Annotated in this window: 21 protein-coding genes; 7 read left to right on the top strand and 14 right to left on the bottom strand. The window is 69.5% G+C overall.

Annotated elements, in window-relative coordinates:
* The first annotated feature begins 20 nt into the window (after positions 1-20).
* The gene (locus tag DJ69_RS10705; protein WP_099255592.1) at positions 21-356 is read left to right on the top strand and encodes a DUF7113 family protein; all 336 of its coding nucleotides are present in this window, start codon (positions 21-23) and stop codon (positions 354-356) included.
* A 28-nt stretch (positions 357-384) separates the two neighbouring features.
* Here the strand turns inward: DJ69_RS10705 and DJ69_RS10700 are convergent, their stop codons facing one another.
* Both DJ69_RS10700 and DJ69_RS10695 read right to left on the bottom strand, forming a co-directional pair.
* Positions 385-588 (bottom strand): hypothetical protein, encoded by a 204-nt coding sequence (locus DJ69_RS10700; protein ID WP_099255591.1) that lies wholly within the window; start codon positions 586-588, stop codon positions 385-387.
* A gap of 100 nt (positions 589-688) precedes the next feature.
* The gene (locus DJ69_RS10695; RefSeq protein WP_099255590.1) at positions 689-1,414 is read right to left on the bottom strand and encodes a helix-turn-helix domain-containing protein; all 726 of its coding nucleotides are present in this window, start codon (positions 1,412-1,414) and stop codon (positions 689-691) included.
* Positions 1,415-1,546: 132 nt separating this feature from the next.
* Between DJ69_RS10695 and DJ69_RS10690 the strand changes: the two genes are divergently transcribed.
* A complete protein-coding gene (locus DJ69_RS10690; RefSeq protein ID WP_099255589.1) occupies positions 1,547-2,134 on the top strand; it encodes a hypothetical protein in 588 nt (195 codons plus the stop codon).
* 28 nt (positions 2,135-2,162) lie between these two features.
* On the opposite strand, the gene DJ69_RS10685 is transcribed toward DJ69_RS10690, so the two are convergent.
* Positions 2,163-3,518: a putative ATP-dependent zinc protease gene (locus DJ69_RS10685; RefSeq protein WP_180271789.1), complete on the bottom strand. Its 1,356-nt coding sequence runs from the start codon at positions 3,516-3,518 to the stop codon at positions 2,163-2,165.
* A gap of 136 nt (positions 3,519-3,654) precedes the next feature.
* Here DJ69_RS10685 and DJ69_RS10680 point away from each other — a divergent pair, with 136 nt between their 5' ends.
* On the top strand, positions 3,655-4,692 hold the full coding sequence (locus DJ69_RS10680; RefSeq protein WP_099255588.1) for a succinylglutamate desuccinylase/aspartoacylase family protein: 1,038 nt from the start codon (positions 3,655-3,657) through the stop codon (positions 4,690-4,692).
* A 33-nt stretch (positions 4,693-4,725) separates the two neighbouring features.
* Here the strand turns inward: DJ69_RS10680 and DJ69_RS10675 are convergent, their stop codons facing one another.
* The 5 genes from DJ69_RS10675 to DJ69_RS10655 all read right to left on the bottom strand — a co-directional run bounded on the left by DJ69_RS10675 (position 4,726) and on the right by DJ69_RS10655 (position 7,451).
* Positions 4,726-5,256 (bottom strand): hypothetical protein, encoded by a 531-nt coding sequence (locus tag DJ69_RS10675; RefSeq protein ID WP_099255587.1) that lies wholly within the window; start codon positions 5,254-5,256, stop codon positions 4,726-4,728.
* Between the two features lie 88 nt (positions 5,257-5,344).
* Complete coding sequence (locus DJ69_RS10670) at positions 5,345-5,890, bottom strand: DUF1684 domain-containing protein (protein WP_099255586.1); 546 nt, start codon at positions 5,888-5,890, stop codon at positions 5,345-5,347.
* Positions 5,891-5,997: 107 nt separating this feature from the next.
* Entirely contained in the window at positions 5,998-6,699 is a 702-nt protein-coding gene (locus tag DJ69_RS10665) for a helix-turn-helix domain-containing protein (protein ID WP_099255585.1), read from the bottom strand.
* Positions 6,700-6,792: 93 nt separating this feature from the next.
* Positions 6,793-7,071: a DUF7521 family protein gene (locus DJ69_RS10660; RefSeq protein WP_099255584.1), complete on the bottom strand. Its 279-nt coding sequence runs from the start codon at positions 7,069-7,071 to the stop codon at positions 6,793-6,795.
* Complete coding sequence (locus DJ69_RS10655) at positions 7,068-7,451, bottom strand: ArsR/SmtB family transcription factor (RefSeq protein WP_099255583.1); 384 nt, start codon at positions 7,449-7,451, stop codon at positions 7,068-7,070. The genes DJ69_RS10660 and DJ69_RS10655 overlap by 4 nt, the downstream gene beginning before the upstream one ends.
* 100 nt (positions 7,452-7,551) lie before the next feature.
* Here DJ69_RS10655 and DJ69_RS10650 point away from each other — a divergent pair, with 100 nt between their 5' ends.
* From DJ69_RS10650 to rnhB, 3 genes are all read left to right on the top strand, one after another.
* Positions 7,552-9,186, top strand: coding sequence for a potassium channel family protein (locus tag DJ69_RS10650; protein ID WP_099255582.1), 1,635 nt, complete (start codon positions 7,552-7,554; stop codon positions 9,184-9,186).
* 111 nt (positions 9,187-9,297) lie between these two features.
* Positions 9,298-9,669: a 30S ribosomal protein S8e gene (locus tag DJ69_RS10645; RefSeq protein ID WP_099255581.1), complete on the top strand. Its 372-nt coding sequence runs from the start codon at positions 9,298-9,300 to the stop codon at positions 9,667-9,669.
* Between the two features lie 70 nt (positions 9,670-9,739).
* Positions 9,740-10,444, top strand: a complete 705-nt coding sequence (gene rnhB / locus DJ69_RS10640) for a ribonuclease HII (RefSeq protein ID WP_099255580.1) — start codon at positions 9,740-9,742, stop codon at positions 10,442-10,444.
* Positions 10,445-10,461: 17 nt separating this feature from the next.
* On the opposite strand, the gene DJ69_RS10635 is transcribed toward rnhB, so the two are convergent.
* From DJ69_RS10635 to secF, 3 genes are all read right to left on the bottom strand, one after another.
* Positions 10,462-11,193, bottom strand: coding sequence for a TMEM165/GDT1 family protein (locus DJ69_RS10635; RefSeq protein ID WP_099255579.1), 732 nt, complete (start codon positions 11,191-11,193; stop codon positions 10,462-10,464).
* Between the two features lie 243 nt (positions 11,194-11,436).
* The gene (locus DJ69_RS10630; RefSeq protein WP_099255578.1) at positions 11,437-13,026 is read right to left on the bottom strand and encodes a preprotein translocase subunit SecD; all 1,590 of its coding nucleotides are present in this window, start codon (positions 13,024-13,026) and stop codon (positions 11,437-11,439) included.
* Positions 13,026-13,907, bottom strand: a complete 882-nt coding sequence (secF, locus tag DJ69_RS10625; protein WP_099255577.1) for a protein translocase subunit SecF — start codon at positions 13,905-13,907, stop codon at positions 13,026-13,028. Before secF ends, DJ69_RS10630 begins: the two co-directional genes overlap by 1 nt.
* A gap of 188 nt (positions 13,908-14,095) precedes the next feature.
* Here secF and DJ69_RS10620 point away from each other — a divergent pair, with 188 nt between their 5' ends.
* Complete coding sequence (locus DJ69_RS10620) at positions 14,096-14,443, top strand: hypothetical protein (RefSeq protein WP_099255576.1); 348 nt, start codon at positions 14,096-14,098, stop codon at positions 14,441-14,443.
* An 18-nt stretch (positions 14,444-14,461) separates the two neighbouring features.
* On the opposite strand, the gene DJ69_RS10615 is transcribed toward DJ69_RS10620, so the two are convergent.
* The 3 genes from DJ69_RS10615 to DJ69_RS10605 form a co-directional block, all read right to left on the bottom strand.
* Positions 14,462-14,932: a DUF5812 family protein gene (locus DJ69_RS10615; RefSeq protein ID WP_099255575.1), complete on the bottom strand. Its 471-nt coding sequence runs from the start codon at positions 14,930-14,932 to the stop codon at positions 14,462-14,464.
* 111 nt (positions 14,933-15,043) lie between these two features.
* Complete coding sequence (locus DJ69_RS10610; protein WP_099255574.1) at positions 15,044-15,799, bottom strand: DUF2064 domain-containing protein; 756 nt, start codon at positions 15,797-15,799, stop codon at positions 15,044-15,046.
* Between the two features lie 127 nt (positions 15,800-15,926).
* Entirely contained in the window at positions 15,927-16,523 is a 597-nt protein-coding gene (locus DJ69_RS10605) for an NUDIX hydrolase (RefSeq protein ID WP_099255573.1), read from the bottom strand.
* Positions 16,524-16,619 lie beyond the last annotated feature (96 nt).

Below are 16,619 nucleotides of genomic sequence, written 5' to 3'. Positions count from 1 at the left end.
CTCCGGGCCGTACCGGAGACATGATACTCGTTCGCGGCAGCGGCGGCGGGACGGATCTCACCGGCACGGTGTTCGAGCGCGGTGAGGATCCCCCCGCCTACAAGGGCGCACCTGACGAGGACGCCCCGTACGTCTGGGTGTGCGACTCCTTCTACGAGGTCGAGAGCGGCGGGTCCGCCCTGCGCGTCGACGGCGAGGAGATCCGGGTCGCCTTCGAGGAGCCGATGCCCCGCGGGTTCGACACCCGCGATCAGGCCCTCGACGCGGCTGAAGAGCACGTCCGGACGCAGTTCGCCAGAATCGGCGTCGACTCCGACGCCGTCGAGATCGAGGTGACGAAAGAAGAGCCGGCCTGAGCGCGCTTCGCGATGCCGACGGCGCCGATCAGTCGGAGTCGTCCGCGTCGTCGTCGGCGTCGCACACCCCGAGCGGGAGGGCCTCGGCGCGGGCGGCGTCGGCGTCGATCCCCTCGTAAGCGTCGTCGATGAGGCGCGCCAGTTGGGTCTCTGGAGTTACGCCTCGAGCGGCCGCGAGCGCCGCGAGCCGCTCGTACTGCTCGTCCGGCACCGACACGGTCCCCTCGTTCATACGAGACGCTCCAACCCGGAGGTACAAAAGTATTGTTCGGAACGCGGCGCTCCCGGCGCGCATCGGAGGGAGCTCCGGGGTCGCGTTCCGACTCGCGCTCTCAGGAACCGCGGTCCGCCCCGCGCTCCCCGAGCAGCCCCCACTCCTCGAACCGGTCGAACAGGGCGTTCATCACCGTCGCTTCCGCCCGCGAGAGGTGTTCCCACGCGGTCGTCGACCCGATGCCGAGCTCCGTGGCGACGTCTTCGACGCCGACGCCGCCCCCGTGGTCGTAGTACCCGACCGCGATGGCGGTCGCGAGCACCTCGCGCTGCCTGTCGGTGAGCCCGTCGAGGATGCCCGCGTCGGGCAGTTTCGGTGAGCGATCGAGAGCGGAGAGCTCGATGTTGCGGGCGAGCTCGACGTCGTTTCCGCCGCGTTCGATCCCGCGGATCAGCGCCGAGAGGTCGTCATCGGCGTCGAGGTACACCGTCCAGCGCTCGATCCCCCCGGAGATGGTCGTGCCCATCCGGTAGTGGACGCCGAGGGACGCGAGCCGCTCGCCGATCCCCTCCCAGCCGTCGGTGTTGACGGTGAGTATGACGTACGCGTGGCCGCCGTCGACCGGCGAGATCGGCTCCGCCGACACCACGGGATCGGCGCGGCGGAACTCGGTCAGAAACGACTCGATCTCGGCCGTGGGCCCCCGCAGCTCCACGATCCGCTTTCGCTCGCCGCCCGTCCCCGTCATCGAGGAGACCGAGCGAAGCGTCACCTCCGGGTGCCGTGCACTCACCTCCGACTCCGGGCCCCCGCGGTGGCGGACCCGCAGCGTCACTTCGCGCATGCGTGACCCGTGATCGCGGGCGTTCAAACGGCTTCCGACAGCGCGCTGCGCCCGCGTCCGTCGTCCGCGTGCAGGGAGGAGAACCCCCCGTCGGCCACGCGCTTATTGCACCGCGCCGCCAAGGGCGACCGGATGCCCGACCGACCCTCCAGCGGGGGCCGAGACGTGGCGGCTCCGGACGATCAGGCGTCGACGACTGTCGCCGCCGAGGTCGACGACGCTCCCGAACCGCCCGGCGACGAGGTCGACGACGAGGTACAGCGTCGCCTCCGAGAGGCGTACCTCAATGACGCGGAGCGCGAGCTGATCGTGACCGGGGTGCGGTCGGCGGACGAGGAGGTCGTCGTGGAGTTCCGCACCCCGCACGGCGACGCGACGCACACCGAGCGGTTCCCCGCCCCCCGCCACGGCTCGCTGGCGGAGTCGACGGCGTTCCTCGCCTTCCTCGAGGCTGCGGGCGTCTCGCCGCTCGACGTCGACGAGGTCGTCGGCGCCAGAGTGCCGGCGACGTACGAGGGCGACGGCTGGCGGCTCGACGAGTCGTACCTGCCCGACGCGGTCGACGACGCAGGGGCCGCCGACGGGGGCGGTCTCCGCCCCAGATCGGCGTGGGCGCGGTCGAAGGAGTGGCTCTGGACGTACCGCTACTGGCTGTTCGCGGCGGTGCTGATCGGCGGCGAACTGCTGTTCGTGGCGCTCGTCATCGCGCTGTTCACCTGACCCCGCCGCTGCCGGCGCGAACGGGCGATTACTCCTCCTCTTCGAGGATCTCGCCCGCCTCGCCGCGCTCGGTCTCCTCCACGTCGGCGCGCTTCCGGACGTCGACCCGGTAGTCGGTGAGGATGTCACGGCCCAAGAGGAGCGGGTACTCCATGTGTCCGCGGTCCTCGACGCTGGCGGTGACGGTGTGCTGGTTGCCGCCGATCCCGATGACGAGGTCGACGACGGGGCGGGCCTTCCCGCCCTTCATGCTGCCCGACTTGACTCGGGTCATGCTCTTGATCGGGCCGGCGCCGATCTCGGCGGCGAGCTGGGTGTCGATGCTGGTCCGGGTCGCTCCCGTGTCCGACTTCGCGAGCGCCTGGTCCGACCCGGAGGTGCCGGTGACGACGACCTCCTCGATGTAGCCGATCACCGGCTGTTCGGTGGGCGTCGGCTTCGGCATCGGCGCGCAGGAGGGCCGCGAGTCGTCGAGCGTCGCCGAGATGCGCTCGACCTCGTCGTCGTCGACCTCGCCGCCGACCGCCTCGATCGCGAGCTTCGCGATGTGCGGGGCCGGGCTCGTGCCGGTCGCCTCGAACAGCCCCTTGAACCCGGCCGTCGGGTTCACTTCGAGGACGTACCAGCCGTCGTACCCCTCGACGAGGTCGACGCCGGCGTAGTCCAGATCCATCACGTCGGCCGCGTACAGCGCGGTCTCGGCGGCCTCCTCGGGCATGTCGTCGGTGGCGTCCTCGACCGCCCCGCCGAGCGCGACGTTGGTGCGCCAGTCGCCCTCGGGGGCGTAGCGGTACATCGAGCCGATGATCTGGTCGCCGACGATGTACACGCGCAGGTCGCGGTGCTTCTCGTCGTCGCGGTCGATGAGCCGCTGGAGGAACGCCTGCCGGTTCCCGACCTTCGGGTTCACGCGCTCCGTCAGGTCGACCTTCCACGTCCCGCCGCCGTGCGTGCCGATGGCGGTCTTGTACACGCCGACCTCGCCGAAGCGCTCGCGCCCCTCGTTCAGCCGGTCGTTCGACAGCGCGAGCAGGGCGTCCGGCACGCGGATGTTCCAGTCGGCGAGCGTCGCCGCGGTCGCGAACTTGTGGATCGACGCGAGCACGGCGTTCGGCTCGTTGAGCATCGGCCGGATGCGCTCGAACGTGGTCGCCAGCCCGAGCAGCTCCGCGGGCTGGTCGGTGTTCGAGAGCAGCAGCCGGTTCGCGATCACGTCGACGGCGGGCTCGACCGACACGTCCCCGTCGTCGACGCTGATCGCGGCGTTCTCCTCGCGGAGCCAGACGGGCTCGTGTCCGAGGTCCTCGACGGCGTTGCAGATCGCCTTCGTTTCCTTGCTGTTGTGTAGCGACAGCACTCCCACCCGTACCGGATCCGAACTCATGCGAGCATCTGCGCGGTCCCCCGTAAAAATTCGACCGATCGGTGAGTCCGGGGTGCAGCGCCGTCGACGAGGGCGGCTCGGGGGACCGAATCCGCGGGTCGCCATATATATACCTGCCGCCGTGCTCCGCTCTGGCATGAGCGACGATCGGATGTTCACGTACAACGGCGGCGCGGTGTCGCCGGGCGAGACACAGAACATCCGCTACGGCATCAGCGAGACGTACCTCGGCGACCCGGTCCGGATCCCCGTCACCATCGTCAACGGCGAGCGCGACGGCCCCACCGCGTTCCTCACGGCGGCCGCCCACGGCGACGAGCTCAACGGCATCGAGGTCGTCCGCGAGGTCGCCCACGACTGGGACCTGTCGGAGCTCGCGGGCACGCTCGTCTGTCTCCCCGTGCTCAACGTGCCGGGATTCATCGCCCAGCAGCGGTACCTCCCCGTCTACGACCGCGACCTGAACCGGTCGTTCCCCGGAAAAGCCGGATCGACCAGCTCGAAGCGGATGGCCCACCAGATATACGAGAACTTCATCGCGCCCTGCGATTTCGGGCTCGACTTCCACACCTCCACCCGCGGTCGGACGAACATGCTCCACGTCCGCGGCGACATGACCGACGACGGCGTCCACCGGCTCGCTCTGTCCTTCGGCTCGAAGGTGATCATCGACAGCGACGGCCCGAGCGGCACCCTCCGCGGCGAGGCGACCGACGCCGGGATCCCGACGATCACGATCGAGATGGGGGAGGCCCACCGGTTCCAGCGCCCGCTCATCGACGACGCGCTCGCGGGCGTGCGCTCGGTGTTCGCCGAGTACGGCCTCCTGGAAACCGACACGGTGCGGTGGCCCGGCTGGCGGACGATCGTCGCCGGCACCGGCGAGAAGACGTGGCTCCGCGCCGACTCCGGCGGGATCGTGGACACGCACTTCGAGAGCGGCTCGCTCGTCCACGAGGGCGAGCGGATCGCGACGATCACCAACCCGTTCAAGGAGGACGCGGTCGCGATCGACGCGCCGTTCACCGGCCTGCTGATCGGACTGCTGGAGAACCCCGTCGTCTACCCCGGGAACCCGCTGTGTCACCTCGTCGAGATCGACGAGTCGACGCGTCGCGCGATCGAGACCGGCGACGCTCCGAAACCGGTCGGACAGCCGAACGCGGCAGACTAACCCCGGTAGATCGCCCGGATCGATGGGAGGTAGCTAGCGCCGTCTCCGTTCTCCCGTCCCCTCCGAGCGTCCCCGAACCCCGAGTGCGGCCGCGGCGAGCACGGCGACGAAGCCGGCGAGGAACGCGACCGGCTGGACCGCGATCCGCTGGGCGACGACGGCGCCGGGCTCGCGCTCGACGGTCCGCGTCCAGAACTCGTAGCGTGCGCCCTCGTACTCGACCACGAGGAGGCCGTCACCGAGCGTCGGATCGGTGGGATACGACAGCGAGTCGACGCGGTCGTCCGGGTCCTCGACGTCGAATCCGGTCTCAGCGTCGAGCGCGCGGTCGAACGCCGCCCGGGCCGCGGGGTCGAGGTCGTCGTAGTCGACGACGCCGGCGGCGGTCCCGTTCCCCACGTCCGGCGTCTCGATCCCCGCCACGGGCGACCCGCTCTCGACCGGGCGGACGGTGTGGGTGTACGCGGGGTCGGGGTCGCCGATCGGCACGGGGAGGTACAGCGGGTTCGCCATCAGGAGGACGCCGACGGCGACGAGGCCGGCGGCGGCGAGCCGGGCGCGCATGTGCGGGGTTCGGCGGGGGAGGGTTTGAGGCTTTCCGCGCGCGGTGCGTCCCGGCTGCCGGTCCGCGGCGCGGCGACGCCGCCCTCGACTACTCGATGTCGGGCGCCTTCTCGCCCGCGGGCACGACGATCTCCAGCCAGTTCTCCTCCGGCGGGAGCGGGCAGGAGAACGTCTCGCTGTACGCGCAGAAGGGGTTGTACGCGAGGTTGAAGTCGATCGTCACCGTGTCGCCGTCGGCGAGGTCGCCCTCAGGCTCCAGCTCCATGTACCGCCCGTTGTGGTACGTCTGCTGGCCGGTCGTCTTGTCGCGGAAGGGGACGAAGATGGCGCCCTCGTCGCCCTCCTGACGGTACCCCGCGAGGGTGTGCTCCTCGCCTCTGACTTCGAACGCGAAGGTGACGATCCGGAGGTACCGCACCGGGTTGCTCGCGGTGGTCTCCATCTCGACGGGCTCGGGGTCGTCGTGGACGGTGACCGTCGCCTCGACTCGGTAGTCGGGGTTCGGCTCGAAGTAGTCGAGTCCCTCGAAGTCGTCGCGGTGCTCGGGCGGGATCGGCGACTGGGGGTGGTCGCCGAAGAACTCGTCTTTCTCGCGGCGGTTCGCGCGGAGCCGCTCGGCGTAGTCGTCGCTCATACCCGCGGAGAGGGACGCCGGGGGTTTCAGGGTCGCGGTCCGGTGGCGAGCGTCGACCGGAGAGGGAGCGAACGCCTACCGGGAAGGGATCGCCCGGTGCGACCGCCTCACAGCGCCTGCAGATCCGCCAGGCAGTCGTCTAAGTCGCGGGTCGAGGTCGCCAGCGAGAACCCGTCGACCCGGGCGAGATCGGCGGCGTGGTCCCACAGGTCGCCGTCCTCGATCCCGTGGAGCACGACGGCGTTCGGCGTCGGGCTCACGACCCGCAGCGCGACCAGCGGCGACTCGCCGCGCGTGACGCGGGTGAACACGAGCGCGCGGTTCGTCGACTGGCCGTACAGCCGGTAGAACTCCTCGCTCGACAGGCGGGTGATCGCCTCGATCGAGTTGATGACGGTGTGGCCGTTGACGTGGTCCTGCTCGCCGCGGACGATCTCCGTCGCCCCCATCGCCTCGTAGAACTCCGCCAAGGGGACGGCCGTCGAGTACTCCCGGAGATCGTGGACGATGTCGCTCTCGAACCCGGCGGAGAGCACCCGCGCGTACTGACGGAGCCGTCCGCCGCCGCGCCGCTCGTCGATGTCCAAGAGCCCCTCGACGGTCCGCCGGACGACGCCGATCCCCGGACTCTCGCGGCGCCCGCTCTCGTAGTCCGAGACGACCGACGAGGAGACGTCGAGCTGGTCGGCCAGCTCCGTCTGCGAGACGTCGAAGTCGGTCCGCCACTTCCGGAGGGTCGCTCCGGGGTCGTCGCTGAGCGCGATCTCGCCCGCGATCCGGCGAGAGAGTTCTTCGCGTGCGTCGCTCATGACGCGAACCGACGACCGAGCGCCGCAAAAGGGTACCGAAAGCGGGGTTCGTCGAACGTCGATAGCGACCGGGGTGCGGAGCCGCCGCCCGGCTCACTCGACGATCAGCGAGTAGACGACGACGCCGAAGCCGACCGCCGTCAGCAGGCTGTTGATCGCGATCCCGACAGCCAGCGTCGATCCGATGATCTGGTGGGAGACGCCGCCGATCAGCGCGCCGACGGTGACGATTCCGAATCCGATCGCGAGCGCGCGCAGCGAGGGATTGCCGGTCCGGCCGTACGCCCGGAGCGCGTAGTAGGTGATGCTGCCACCGAGCACCAGGATGGCGGTCTTTGCGACGATGATGAACAGGTTGATGTACGTATTCATGTTTCCTCGCGTAGCTCTGACCACAGGTCGGCCAGTCGTTCGTCTCGCGTGCGCTCCGGGCGCGTGAACTCGACATCGAACTCGCGGTCGTCCGCCTCGTCGATGGAGACGGTCACCGTCTCGAACGAGACCGAGTAGCGGGTCGTGTGTTGCCCGTCGCGGCGGATGTCCGTCGACTCCGCCAGCAGGGACGCCTCGGTGAGCAGTTCCAGCTTCCGGTAGGTCGTCGACAGGGGGATGTCGCACTCCTCCGAGATGTCACTCGCCGTCTTGGGCTCGGAGAGCGCAGCGACGATCCGCCGTGCGTCGTCGTCAGCGAGCGCGTCCAGCACGTCGGCTACCGACGGCGGATCCTTCTCGCGCGACGGGTCCCGCACCATACCTCTCCCTTCGACCGCCGAGACTTAAAGCATCGAACTTCCGTCCGCGGCGCCGCGAAACGCGGCCCGTTTTAGTGGGTGGGTTGCGTACCGTGGTTCGATGGACTCGTGGAAGCGCCGCGTCGGCGGATACTTCACCTTCGTCCTCTTCGTGCTGATCTTCACCGCCGTCGTCTACCGCTACGGCATGCGGGTGTACGAGGGGGACCCGCGCACGATGATCGAGGCGCTGCGCTTCTCGGTCGAGATGTTCACGACGACCGGCTTCGGCGGGGACTCGCCCTGGGAGAGCCAGCAGCTGAACGCGTTCATCGCGGTGATGGACCTCGTGGGCATGGTGCTCCTGATCGGCGCGCTGCCGGTCGTGGTGACGCCGCTGTTAGAGGAGGCGTTCTCGACCACCGTTCCCTCGTCGCTGGACGACGACCTGTCGGGCCACGTCGTCGTCTGTTCGAACTCCTCGCGGTCTGCGGCGCTCCTCGAGGAGTTCGACTCCCGATCGATCCCCTACGTGATCGTCGAGCCGGACCCCGACCGGTCGGTGCGGCTCCACGAGGCCGGACGACGGGTGATCGGCGCGGATCCGGAGTCGACGGTGGGGTTGGCGGCCGCGAACCTGCCCGAGGCGCGGGCGCTGGTGACGGACGTCTCCGATCAGGTGGACGCGAGTATCGTGCTCGCCGCGAAGGAGCTCTCGCCGGCGGTGCGCGTCATCAGCGTCGTGGAGGACCCGGAGCGCGAGCGGTACCACCGGCTCGCGGGCGCGGACGAGGTGCTCTCGCCGCGGTCGCTGCTCGGCGAGAGCCTCGCGGCGAAGGTGACGACGGCGTTCCAAACGGACCTCGGCGAGGCGATCGAGATCAGCGACACCCTCCGACTCGCGGAGGTGTCGGTGCCGCACGGCAGTCCGCTCGCCGGTTCGACGCTCGCCGACAGCCGGATCCGCGAGCGCGCCGGCGTCAACGTGATCGGCGTGTGGTTCAACGGGGAGTTCGACGCCGCCCCGCCGCCGGACGCGACGCTGTCGGCCGGGACGGTCCTGCTCGTCTCCGGCCCCTCGGACCAGTTGGAGCGACTCGTCGAGCTGACGAACTCCGCCACGCGGCGGTTCGGCGCGGGCGAGACCGTGGTCATCGGTTACGGCCAGGTCGGCCGAACCGTCTCCGAGACGATCGCGGACGCCGACCTGCCCGTCACGGTCGTCGACCGCGAGGACGCCGAGGGCGTCGACGTGGTCGGCGACGCCACCGAGCCGGAGACGCTGCGGGCCGCCGGGGTCGAGACGGCGCAAACGGTCGTCCTCGCGCTGCCGGACGACACGACGACCGAGTTCACGACGCTCGTGGTCCGGGATCTGGCGCCGAACATGCAGGTGCTCGCCCGCGTCGAGGAGCCCGCGAGCGTCCGGAAGATGCACCGGGCGGGCGCCGACTACGTGCTCTCGCTGGCGACCGTCACCGGGCGGCTGTCGGCTTCGACCGTCATCGAGGACCACGACGTGCTCTCGCTCAACCAGCAGATCGAGGTCATCAGAAGCCGCGTGCCGCGGCTGGCCGGGAAGACGATCGCGCGGGCGAACGTCCGCGAGGCCACCGGCTGTACCGTCCTCGCGATCGAGCGCGACGACGAGACCGTCACCGAGATCGGTCCCGACACGCGGATCGGCGACGACGACGAGCTCGTCGTCGTCGGCACCGACGAGGGGATCCGGGAGTTCGAGCGCCGGTTCGCGTGAGCCTCCACGGCGGCGTGGCGGGCGGGACGCCCCCTCACGCCGCCGGTATTGGGGTCGTCGATGCCGACACGAGTCGAACGCTTCAAGTATTCGCTGGGTGTTCGTCCCTGTATGAAAGACCAGGGACGCTCCACGCGCAAGCGGACGGGCGGTCGACTCAAGCACGCCTCGAACAAGAAGCGCCACCAGCTCGGTCGCGAACCGGCCGAGACGATCCTCGGTGAGACGCGGGTCCAGTACATCGACTCCCGCGGCACCGACAAGAAGGTTCGCGCGCTCGCGACCAACGTCGCGCAGGTCGCCGACGGCAGCGAGGTCAGCGAGGCCGAGATCGAGAACGTCGTCGACAACCCCTCGAACGTCAACTACGCCCGCCGGAACATCATCACCAAGGGCGCCATCATCGAGACGTCCGCGGGCCGCGCGCGCGTCACCTCCCGTCCCGGCCAGACCGGTCAGGTCAACGCGGTTCTTCTCGACTGAACGGCGTTCGACTCGCTCGCCGGCGACCGCTTTCTGAACCTATTTACCCGTTCGAGACGACCAGCGACGCGTGTATCTCGGCGTCGACGAGGCCGGTAAGGGCCCCGTGCTCGGACCGATGGTCGCAGCGGCGGTGCTCGCTGACCCGGCGGACCTCCCGGTCGACGCGGACGACTCGAAGCGGATCGCCCCGTCGCGTCGCGAGTCGATGGACGACGCGATCCGGGCGGCCGACGCCGTCGCCGTCGGCGTCGCGTTCGTCGAGCCCGCTGAGATCGACCGCCCGGACACGGACATGAACACGCTCACGGTGCGCGGGCAGGCGCTGGCGGTCCGAGACGCGCTCGCCGGCGGGCTTCCGGCCGACCTCGGCGACCCGATCCGAGTCGTCGCCGACGCGGGCGACACCAGCGAGGCCCGGTTCGCCCGGCGGCTCGGGGCGTTCATCGCCGACTCGGACTTCGACGGCGGCGACCCCGACCCCCCCGACGTAGCCGTGTCCGCCGCCCACGGAGCTGACGAGACGGATCCGGTCGTCGGCGCCGCGAGCGTCGTCGCGAAGGTGGCCCGCGACGAGCGAATGGCGGCGATCGACGCCGACTACCCCGCGTACGACGGGGTCGGCAGCGGCTATCCGAGCGATCCGACGACGCGGGAGTTCCTCCGCGCGTACGTCGCCGACCACGGCGACGTCCCCGACTGCGCGCGGCGGTCGTGGGCGACCTGCGACGACGTGTTGGCGGCCGCCGAGCAGTCCGGGTTGGACGAGTTTTAGTCCGGGCTCTCAGTCGCCTACATCAGCCCGGCCGCCGCCGCGCTCACGGCCCCGATAAACGTCTCCCAGACCGAGAAGCCGGCGACGATGGAGAGCACGGTGTCCGCGCCGAAGAAGGCGAACAGCGCCGCGGATCCGAGGTGGGCGCGCCGCATGTTGAACCGGTGTGCGAAGGTGTGGAAGAAGTACGCGTTCGCGAGACTGATCGGGACGATAGCCAGCATCTCGCCGAGCCAGATGGCGGAGGTCGCGCCGTACTGGACGGCCAGTCCGATCGTCACCAGCTGGGTCTTGTCACCGAACTCGCCGGTCGCCATGAGCACGAAGATCGGGAGGAACCCTCCAAACGAGCCGGCGTAGCGGTCGAGCGGTCCCGGAAGCGTCACCGACTCCAGCGCGTCGAGCGTCGCGTCGTTCGGCTCCGGCTCGGCGGCGTCCGCGTCGCCGGTGTCGTCGATCCGGCTCGGCTCCCGGTCCGGCATCGACCGGTACAGCAGATACGCGAAGACGAAGAACAGCGTCGCGGTGACGGTGTCGAGCACGATCCCCGGCAACGCCGACTGCAGGGCCTGGCCGAAGGCGATCTCCACCGCGGTCCAGCCGGCGAACGCCGATCCAGCGGCGGCGACGACCACCTTCGGGTCGTACCGCGTCGACAGCGCGGCGATCATGAACTGGACCTTCTCGCCCGGGAGCACCGCGAGCTGGGCGACGAACGCGACGATCAGAATCTCCGTGTAGGCGGTCATGTGGACTCGCCCCCCGCGTCCCCGGCGCTCACGGGTAGCTGTTCGCGCACACCCGCCCCCGCGGTGGCTAGCGTTCCCGCTTGGAGGGCGCGCGAGCCGGTCGATCCGAGGCGGTCGTCGATCGTCACGGGGGATTTAGAGTGGTCTAAATTAATAGTTTGTCGACTTCCAGACTTTTGCGGCGCGGAACGCGGCACGGCGCCCCGCCCGCGCCTCACTCTCTCGATCGTCAGCAGACGGCGCTCACCGGACCGTCAGTAGGCGACGGAGGATGTCGCCGTACGCGGGGCGGGTGATCAGCACACCGATCAGGACGCCGAGGATGGTGAAGATCGCGAACCCAGAGAGGTCACCGAGCGACAGCACCATCAGCGGCGACATCGCGATGATCGTCGTCGCCGCGGCGGCGCCGATAACCCAGAAGGCGCGGCGGAACCGGGAGTTAAACACCTTCTTGGAGTTCACTTCGCCCTCGCTCATCACCTCGTCGGCGATGATCACGAGGTCGTCGACGCCCGTCCCGACGACCGCGATGAAGCCGGCGATCACCGCCAGTTCGAGCGGATAGCTTAACAGCGCGGCGAAGCCGAGCAGCGCGTACACCTCGGCGAGCGCCGTGACGATCATCGGCAGGGCAACCGCGGGCTCGCGGTAGCGCAGGAACACCATGCCGGCGACCGCGAACACCGCGAGGATCCCGGTCACGAGCGAGTAGGTCTTGTAGTTCTCTCCCTGGGTCGCCGAGATGGACCGCGAGGTCCCCTGCCCGCTGATGTCGAGTTCGGCCGGGAGCGCGCCGGCGCGCAGGTTGATCGAGATCCGCTCGGCCTCGCTGAACTCGCCGGTCGTGAGCCGGAAGCCGCCGTCCGTGGCCCACGTGCCGCTCGCCATGCTGTCCGCGAGGTCGGGGTCCATCCCGAAGGAGTTGACGACCTCGCCGTCGACGGTGAGCAGGAGGCACGGATTGCTCACGTCGTCCGGATTCTCGCTGTAGTCGCACTGGTCCCCCGGACCGTTGTACGCCGAGGCGAACCCGCGATCGGCGACCGCCTGCTGGAAGCTGTGGGCGGGCGACTGCTCGCCCTCCGGCGCAGTGTTTTGAACCGTCACCGGCACGTACGCCCCGGTTCCGCGCTCGGCCTGCGCGGCGGACCCCAGATCCTCGAAGTCGTCTTGGGTCAGCACGTTCTCCTGGATCTCGGTCCCGTTGCCGCCCGGATACGCGATATCGATCGCGACCGTCCCCCGGTCTTCGAGGAGATCGATCACGCTGCTGCGGTCCTCCCCGGGCACCTCGACGAGGATGAAGTACTCGCCGGTGAGCGACTGCACCTGCTGGACCGTCCCGCCAGAGAGGCCGGTCTGATCGATCTTGTCCTGGATGATGCGCTCGGCGACGTCTCGGGTCTCTTGGGTCACGCCGGACCGGACGTCATCGTAGGCGTATCCCGACGCGTCCATCGCCGACCGGAACTCCGACTCGGTCACCGAGGTGTCGGTCACCTCGACGGCGTTCTCTTCAGGGACCGCGGTGACCTCCACCGTGGACGTGTCGCTCAGCTCCGCCGCGACCGCCTCCGCCACATCCGGCGCCTGATCGCCGCCGAAGTCGACCTCGGTGGCGGTGTAGCCGACGAGGGGGGCGCGGACCCGCGTCCCGCCGGCCAGATCGAGCCCGTACTGGAGGTTCGTGACGCCCTGTTGGGCCTCGGAGACGTTCCCGCCGGGCGGGGTCTGGGGACCGAACTGCGGCGCGAACAGCGCCACCGTCGCGCCGAGCACGACGACGACCAACAGCAGGATCCGCCAGTTGTTCTTGATGGGTTCGAGCATCAGCGTTTCACCCCCTCGAACTTGTACCAGCGAAGCAGTGAGACGTTCAGCAGGTACGTGTTCATCAGGTCGGCACAGAGCCCGACGGAGAGGATGATGCCGATGTTCCGGAGGAGGTCGACGCCGAACAGCGCCGCGACGATCGCCATCACGATCATCGCCGCCATCGACGTGAGCGTCATCGTGACACCGGTCCGCATCGCGCGGCTCACCGACTCGTAGAACTCGCCGGTCTGGCGCAGCACCGAGTTGTTCAACAGGATGTCGGAGTCGACGCTGTACCCGATGATCATCAGAAGCGCCGCGATCGTCCCGAGCGTCATCTTGATCCCGAGGAGGTTCATCACCGCGACGGGGACCGCCAGGTCGGAGAACGCCGACGCGACGACCGCGAGCGACGGGACGAAGGTCCGGAACAGCGCGAACACGAGCACGCTCATCCCGAGGAAGGCGAGGGCGACGCCGAAGATCGCGGTCCGGGCCGTGTCGGACGCGAAGCTGGGCGACACCTGATCGATCGCGGTCGTAGTCAGCCCGGCCTCGTCCGCCTGCGTCGACAGGTCTTCGGCCAATCCGCCCGGATCTTCGTCGGCCGCCCGGAACGTCACCACGTACACGCTGTCCGCGGGGATCGACCTGACCGAGTCGGGTTCACGATCGAACGCCGTCTCGATCTGCTGTTCCACGTTGCTACCGTCGTCGGCGATCCGGAGTTCCACGCCGCCAGTGAACTCCAACCCGAGATTCGCCGGCGCACCCGTGACCAGATACCACCCGCCGATGATCGCGAGCGCGAGGACGAGGACCGCGAGTGGGATCGCCACGAGTTGCCGGTTCGTGTACTCGGTGTAGTTGACCTCCGGTACCTCGATCGCTACCATAAACCCGCTTCCTGCGCGGGCGCGAATAAGCCTTCTTACTCACTGCTTCCTCTCGTCGTTCAGTATCTCGCCACGTGCTCCGTTCTCTCCCCCATCCGCGAGGAGAACGGACGGCGCTCGCCCCGCTGCCCTCCGAGACGGGGTCTCGCGCCGCAACGGATTAGCCGTTGGGCGCCGTATTGTGAAACATGGACCAGACTGCCACCCGCGTCGTCCTCTCGTACCCGGAGGGGCTCAGCGACTGGGGACGCGATCAGGTCGAGGCGGACCGATACCGGAGCTACTTCGCCAGAGTCCTCGACCGCGTCGCCGTCGGAGACGTCCGCGAGGAGTTCGTCGACGTCGGCTGTTGCGGCGACAGCCTCGACGTACCGTTCCGCGTCGAGCGGATCGAGGCCGACGGCGACGCGGTCGACGCCGCGCTCGTGGGCGACGCGACGGCGGTCGACTACGAGACGCGGCCCGGTGACGTCGACGGCGGCTGGCGCGTCCAGAGCGCGTCGGGGCCGTCGTGTTCGGCCCCCGAGCAGGAGTAATCCGATTCTCCGCGGGGGCTACGGCATGTATCGCACGCTGACCACGCCCGGCTCCGACCGGATCTCGACGCGGTTCACGCCCAGCCGAGCCGCCCGCGAGAGCGTCGCCTCCCGGTCGTCGATCACGTCCGCGACGGCATCCGTGGTGTCCGCTTCGGGGGGCGTCAGCACGTGGACCTCGCCGACGCCCGCGCGCTCCTCGCGGGCGAGATCGCCGGTCGCCGTTTCGGCGGCGAGTTCGCGCTCGTGGACGGTCGGCGGCTCGTCGCTCTCCTCGATCGAGAGGGACCGCCGCTCGGCGACCTCGACGACCTGATACGTGACTTCCATCGGCGGATCGGGGGCGACGGTCGCCTCCACGGCGTCGTCGACCGCGAGCCCGGGGTTCGAGCTCAGCGTGTGCACCTGCCCGTCGTGAACGTCTTTGAGCACCGCGGAGTCGCTCTCGACGTGCGTGACGAGGAACGTGCTCTCCTTCTCGTCGGTCATTACCGGACGTAGGTGGCCGAGCCTTTTCGGGGTTTCGAGGCGCGCTGCTGGGGGTTTCGAGGCGCGTCGATCCGGGTTCTGTTCCGGCGCGTCAGTGCAGGCGGGCGGGAGTCAGTCCCGGACGATCCGTGCGTCTCCGCCTTCGACGACCACGTCCAGCCCGTGTTCGTGAACGAACGCGGCGGTGTAGTCGGGGACGACGCGCTCGGCGGCGAAGCGGGCGCGGAGGAGGGGAACCGCGTCGAGGAGGTCGTCGCCGTCGGTCATCGAGGGGGACGACTCCAGGAACTCCACGTCGAGGTCGGCGTCGGCGCCGCGGGCCGCCAGCGTCGGGAGGCTCGGCTCCTCGAACGCGCCGTCGAAGTCGATCGGCGCGGTGAAGCCGGCGTAGTAGGTGCGCCCGCGGGTGGAGGGACCGAGCACGACCTCGTTCGTCCGGAGCTTCATCGCGGCCGAATCGATCACGGTCCGCGAGAGCAGCGGCGCCTGCGGGGTGACGATCGCGACCGAGTCGGCGTTCTCCTCGCGCAGCAGGTGGGTGACGGTGTTGCCCGCGCGCGCGCCGAACGACGAGCCGACCTGCCGCTCGAACCGGGCGTCCTCGGTGCCGCCGAGGGTGTCGGCGACGAGGGTGCGCAGTTCGGCCTCGGGGCTCGTGTCGGTACGGTGCTCGGCCGGGAGGTCCTCGTCGACCGGGTAGTTCACGAGGAGTTCGCCGCCGGAGCGATCGACCGCGAGGACGGCGTCGCGGAACAGCGCCTCGTACAGGTCGGTGGCCTCGGCGGTCGACAGCGGTGTCGACTCCGCGATTCCGGTCGCGACGAGCCCCTCGCGGGGCGGCTTCGCAAGCACGGCGACGACGGTCATATGCGGATCGGAATCGCCCGCGCGCCTTCAAGTCGCCGCTTTGTCGCGACCGTGGCGGGGACTGACCGCCCGATTCGGAGGCGGCTCGCACAAGAGGCGGCCCGCACGGGAGTCGGTCGGACGACGCTCAGGCGAAGTCGCGCCGCATCGCGATCTCGAACCACGGGCACAGCCGGAGCTGCCGGTACAGCGCCGGATTCTCGTGGAGGTGTTCGTAGTCGGCCCACAGCATGCCGCCGATCTCCTCCTCGTCGGGGTCGAGCGAGGTGTCGTCGAGGGTCACTTTCAGCACCGAGCAGACCTCCCACTCGACGCCCTCGTTGGGGTAGTAGCGCTTGTACTCGAACTTGTCCGTCACTCGGAGGTCGCCGTACTGGTCCGGAGAGATCCCCAGCTCCTCTTCGAGGCGCTGTTCGGTCGCATCCTCCTGCGACTGCCCTTCGACCGGGTGGGAGGCGACCGTTCCGTCCCAGTGGCCGTCCCACAGCCGCTTGGTCGGCGCGCGCTGGGCCAGCAGGATCCGGCCGTCGGTGTCGTACACGAGACAGGTGAACGCCCGGTGGCGGATCCCGTCACCCGTGTGCGCGTCGAGGCGGTTCACCGTCCCCTGTTCGGCGTCTTCGGGATCGACGGCGATCACGTCTTGGAGCGCGTTCTCGTGGTCCGTGTCGGTGCCGACCTGACCGGCAGAATCGCCGGCGTCGACCGCGTCCTCGGAGCTCATGCGAAGTAGGTCGATCACCAGGGCTAATAAGCGTTCGATACGGCGTTCGAGGTCCGTTGGCGCAGGGGTCGGTGGGCCAGTCGCTGAACTGGTCGC

Origin of the sequence: Halorubrum persicum (assembly GCF_002727125.1) — an archaeon.
GTDB lineage: Archaea > Halobacteriota > Halobacteria > Halobacteriales > Haloferacaceae > Halorubrum > Halorubrum persicum.
The sequence above is the reverse complement of the archived record's forward strand: the minus strand, read 5'-3'. Positions and strand labels throughout refer to the sequence as shown.

Coding starts and splice junctions, on each gene's coding strand:
- DJ69_RS10705 (WP_099255592.1), top strand. CDS start 21: ATGATACTCGTTCGCGGCAGCGGCGGCGGGACGGATCTCACCGGCACG.
- DJ69_RS10700 (WP_099255591.1), bottom strand. CDS start 588: ATGAACGAGGGGACCGTGTCGGTGCCGGACGAGCAGTACGAGCGGCTC.
- DJ69_RS10695 (WP_099255590.1), bottom strand. CDS start 1,414: ATGCGCGAAGTGACGCTGCGGGTCCGCCACCGCGGGGGCCCGGAGTCG.
- DJ69_RS10690 (WP_099255589.1), top strand. CDS start 1,547: ATGCCCGACCGACCCTCCAGCGGGGGCCGAGACGTGGCGGCTCCGGAC.
- DJ69_RS10685 (WP_180271789.1), bottom strand. CDS start 3,518: ATGAGTTCGGATCCGGTACGGGTGGGAGTGCTGTCGCTACACAACAGC.
- DJ69_RS10680 (WP_099255588.1), top strand. CDS start 3,655: ATGAGCGACGATCGGATGTTCACGTACAACGGCGGCGCGGTGTCGCCG.
- DJ69_RS10675 (WP_099255587.1), bottom strand. CDS start 5,256: ATGCGCGCCCGGCTCGCCGCCGCCGGCCTCGTCGCCGTCGGCGTCCTC.
- DJ69_RS10670 (WP_099255586.1), bottom strand. CDS start 5,890: ATGAGCGACGACTACGCCGAGCGGCTCCGCGCGAACCGCCGCGAGAAA.
- DJ69_RS10665 (WP_099255585.1), bottom strand. CDS start 6,699: ATGAGCGACGCACGCGAAGAACTCTCTCGCCGGATCGCGGGCGAGATC.
- DJ69_RS10660 (WP_099255584.1), bottom strand. CDS start 7,071: ATGAATACGTACATCAACCTGTTCATCATCGTCGCAAAGACCGCCATC.
- DJ69_RS10655 (WP_099255583.1), bottom strand. CDS start 7,451: ATGGTGCGGGACCCGTCGCGCGAGAAGGATCCGCCGTCGGTAGCCGAC.
- DJ69_RS10650 (WP_099255582.1), top strand. CDS start 7,552: ATGGACTCGTGGAAGCGCCGCGTCGGCGGATACTTCACCTTCGTCCTC.
- DJ69_RS10645 (WP_099255581.1), top strand. CDS start 9,298: ATGAAAGACCAGGGACGCTCCACGCGCAAGCGGACGGGCGGTCGACTC.
- DJ69_RS10635 (WP_099255579.1), bottom strand. CDS start 11,193: ATGACCGCCTACACGGAGATTCTGATCGTCGCGTTCGTCGCCCAGCTC.
- DJ69_RS10630 (WP_099255578.1), bottom strand. CDS start 13,026: ATGCTCGAACCCATCAAGAACAACTGGCGGATCCTGCTGTTGGTCGTC.
- secF (WP_099255577.1), bottom strand. CDS start 13,907: ATGGTAGCGATCGAGGTACCGGAGGTCAACTACACCGAGTACACGAAC.
- DJ69_RS10620 (WP_099255576.1), top strand. CDS start 14,096: ATGGACCAGACTGCCACCCGCGTCGTCCTCTCGTACCCGGAGGGGCTC.
- DJ69_RS10615 (WP_099255575.1), bottom strand. CDS start 14,932: ATGACCGACGAGAAGGAGAGCACGTTCCTCGTCACGCACGTCGAGAGC.
- DJ69_RS10610 (WP_099255574.1), bottom strand. CDS start 15,799: ATGACCGTCGTCGCCGTGCTTGCGAAGCCGCCCCGCGAGGGGCTCGTC.
- DJ69_RS10605 (WP_099255573.1), bottom strand. CDS start 16,523: ATGAGCTCCGAGGACGCGGTCGACGCCGGCGATTCTGCCGGTCAGGTC.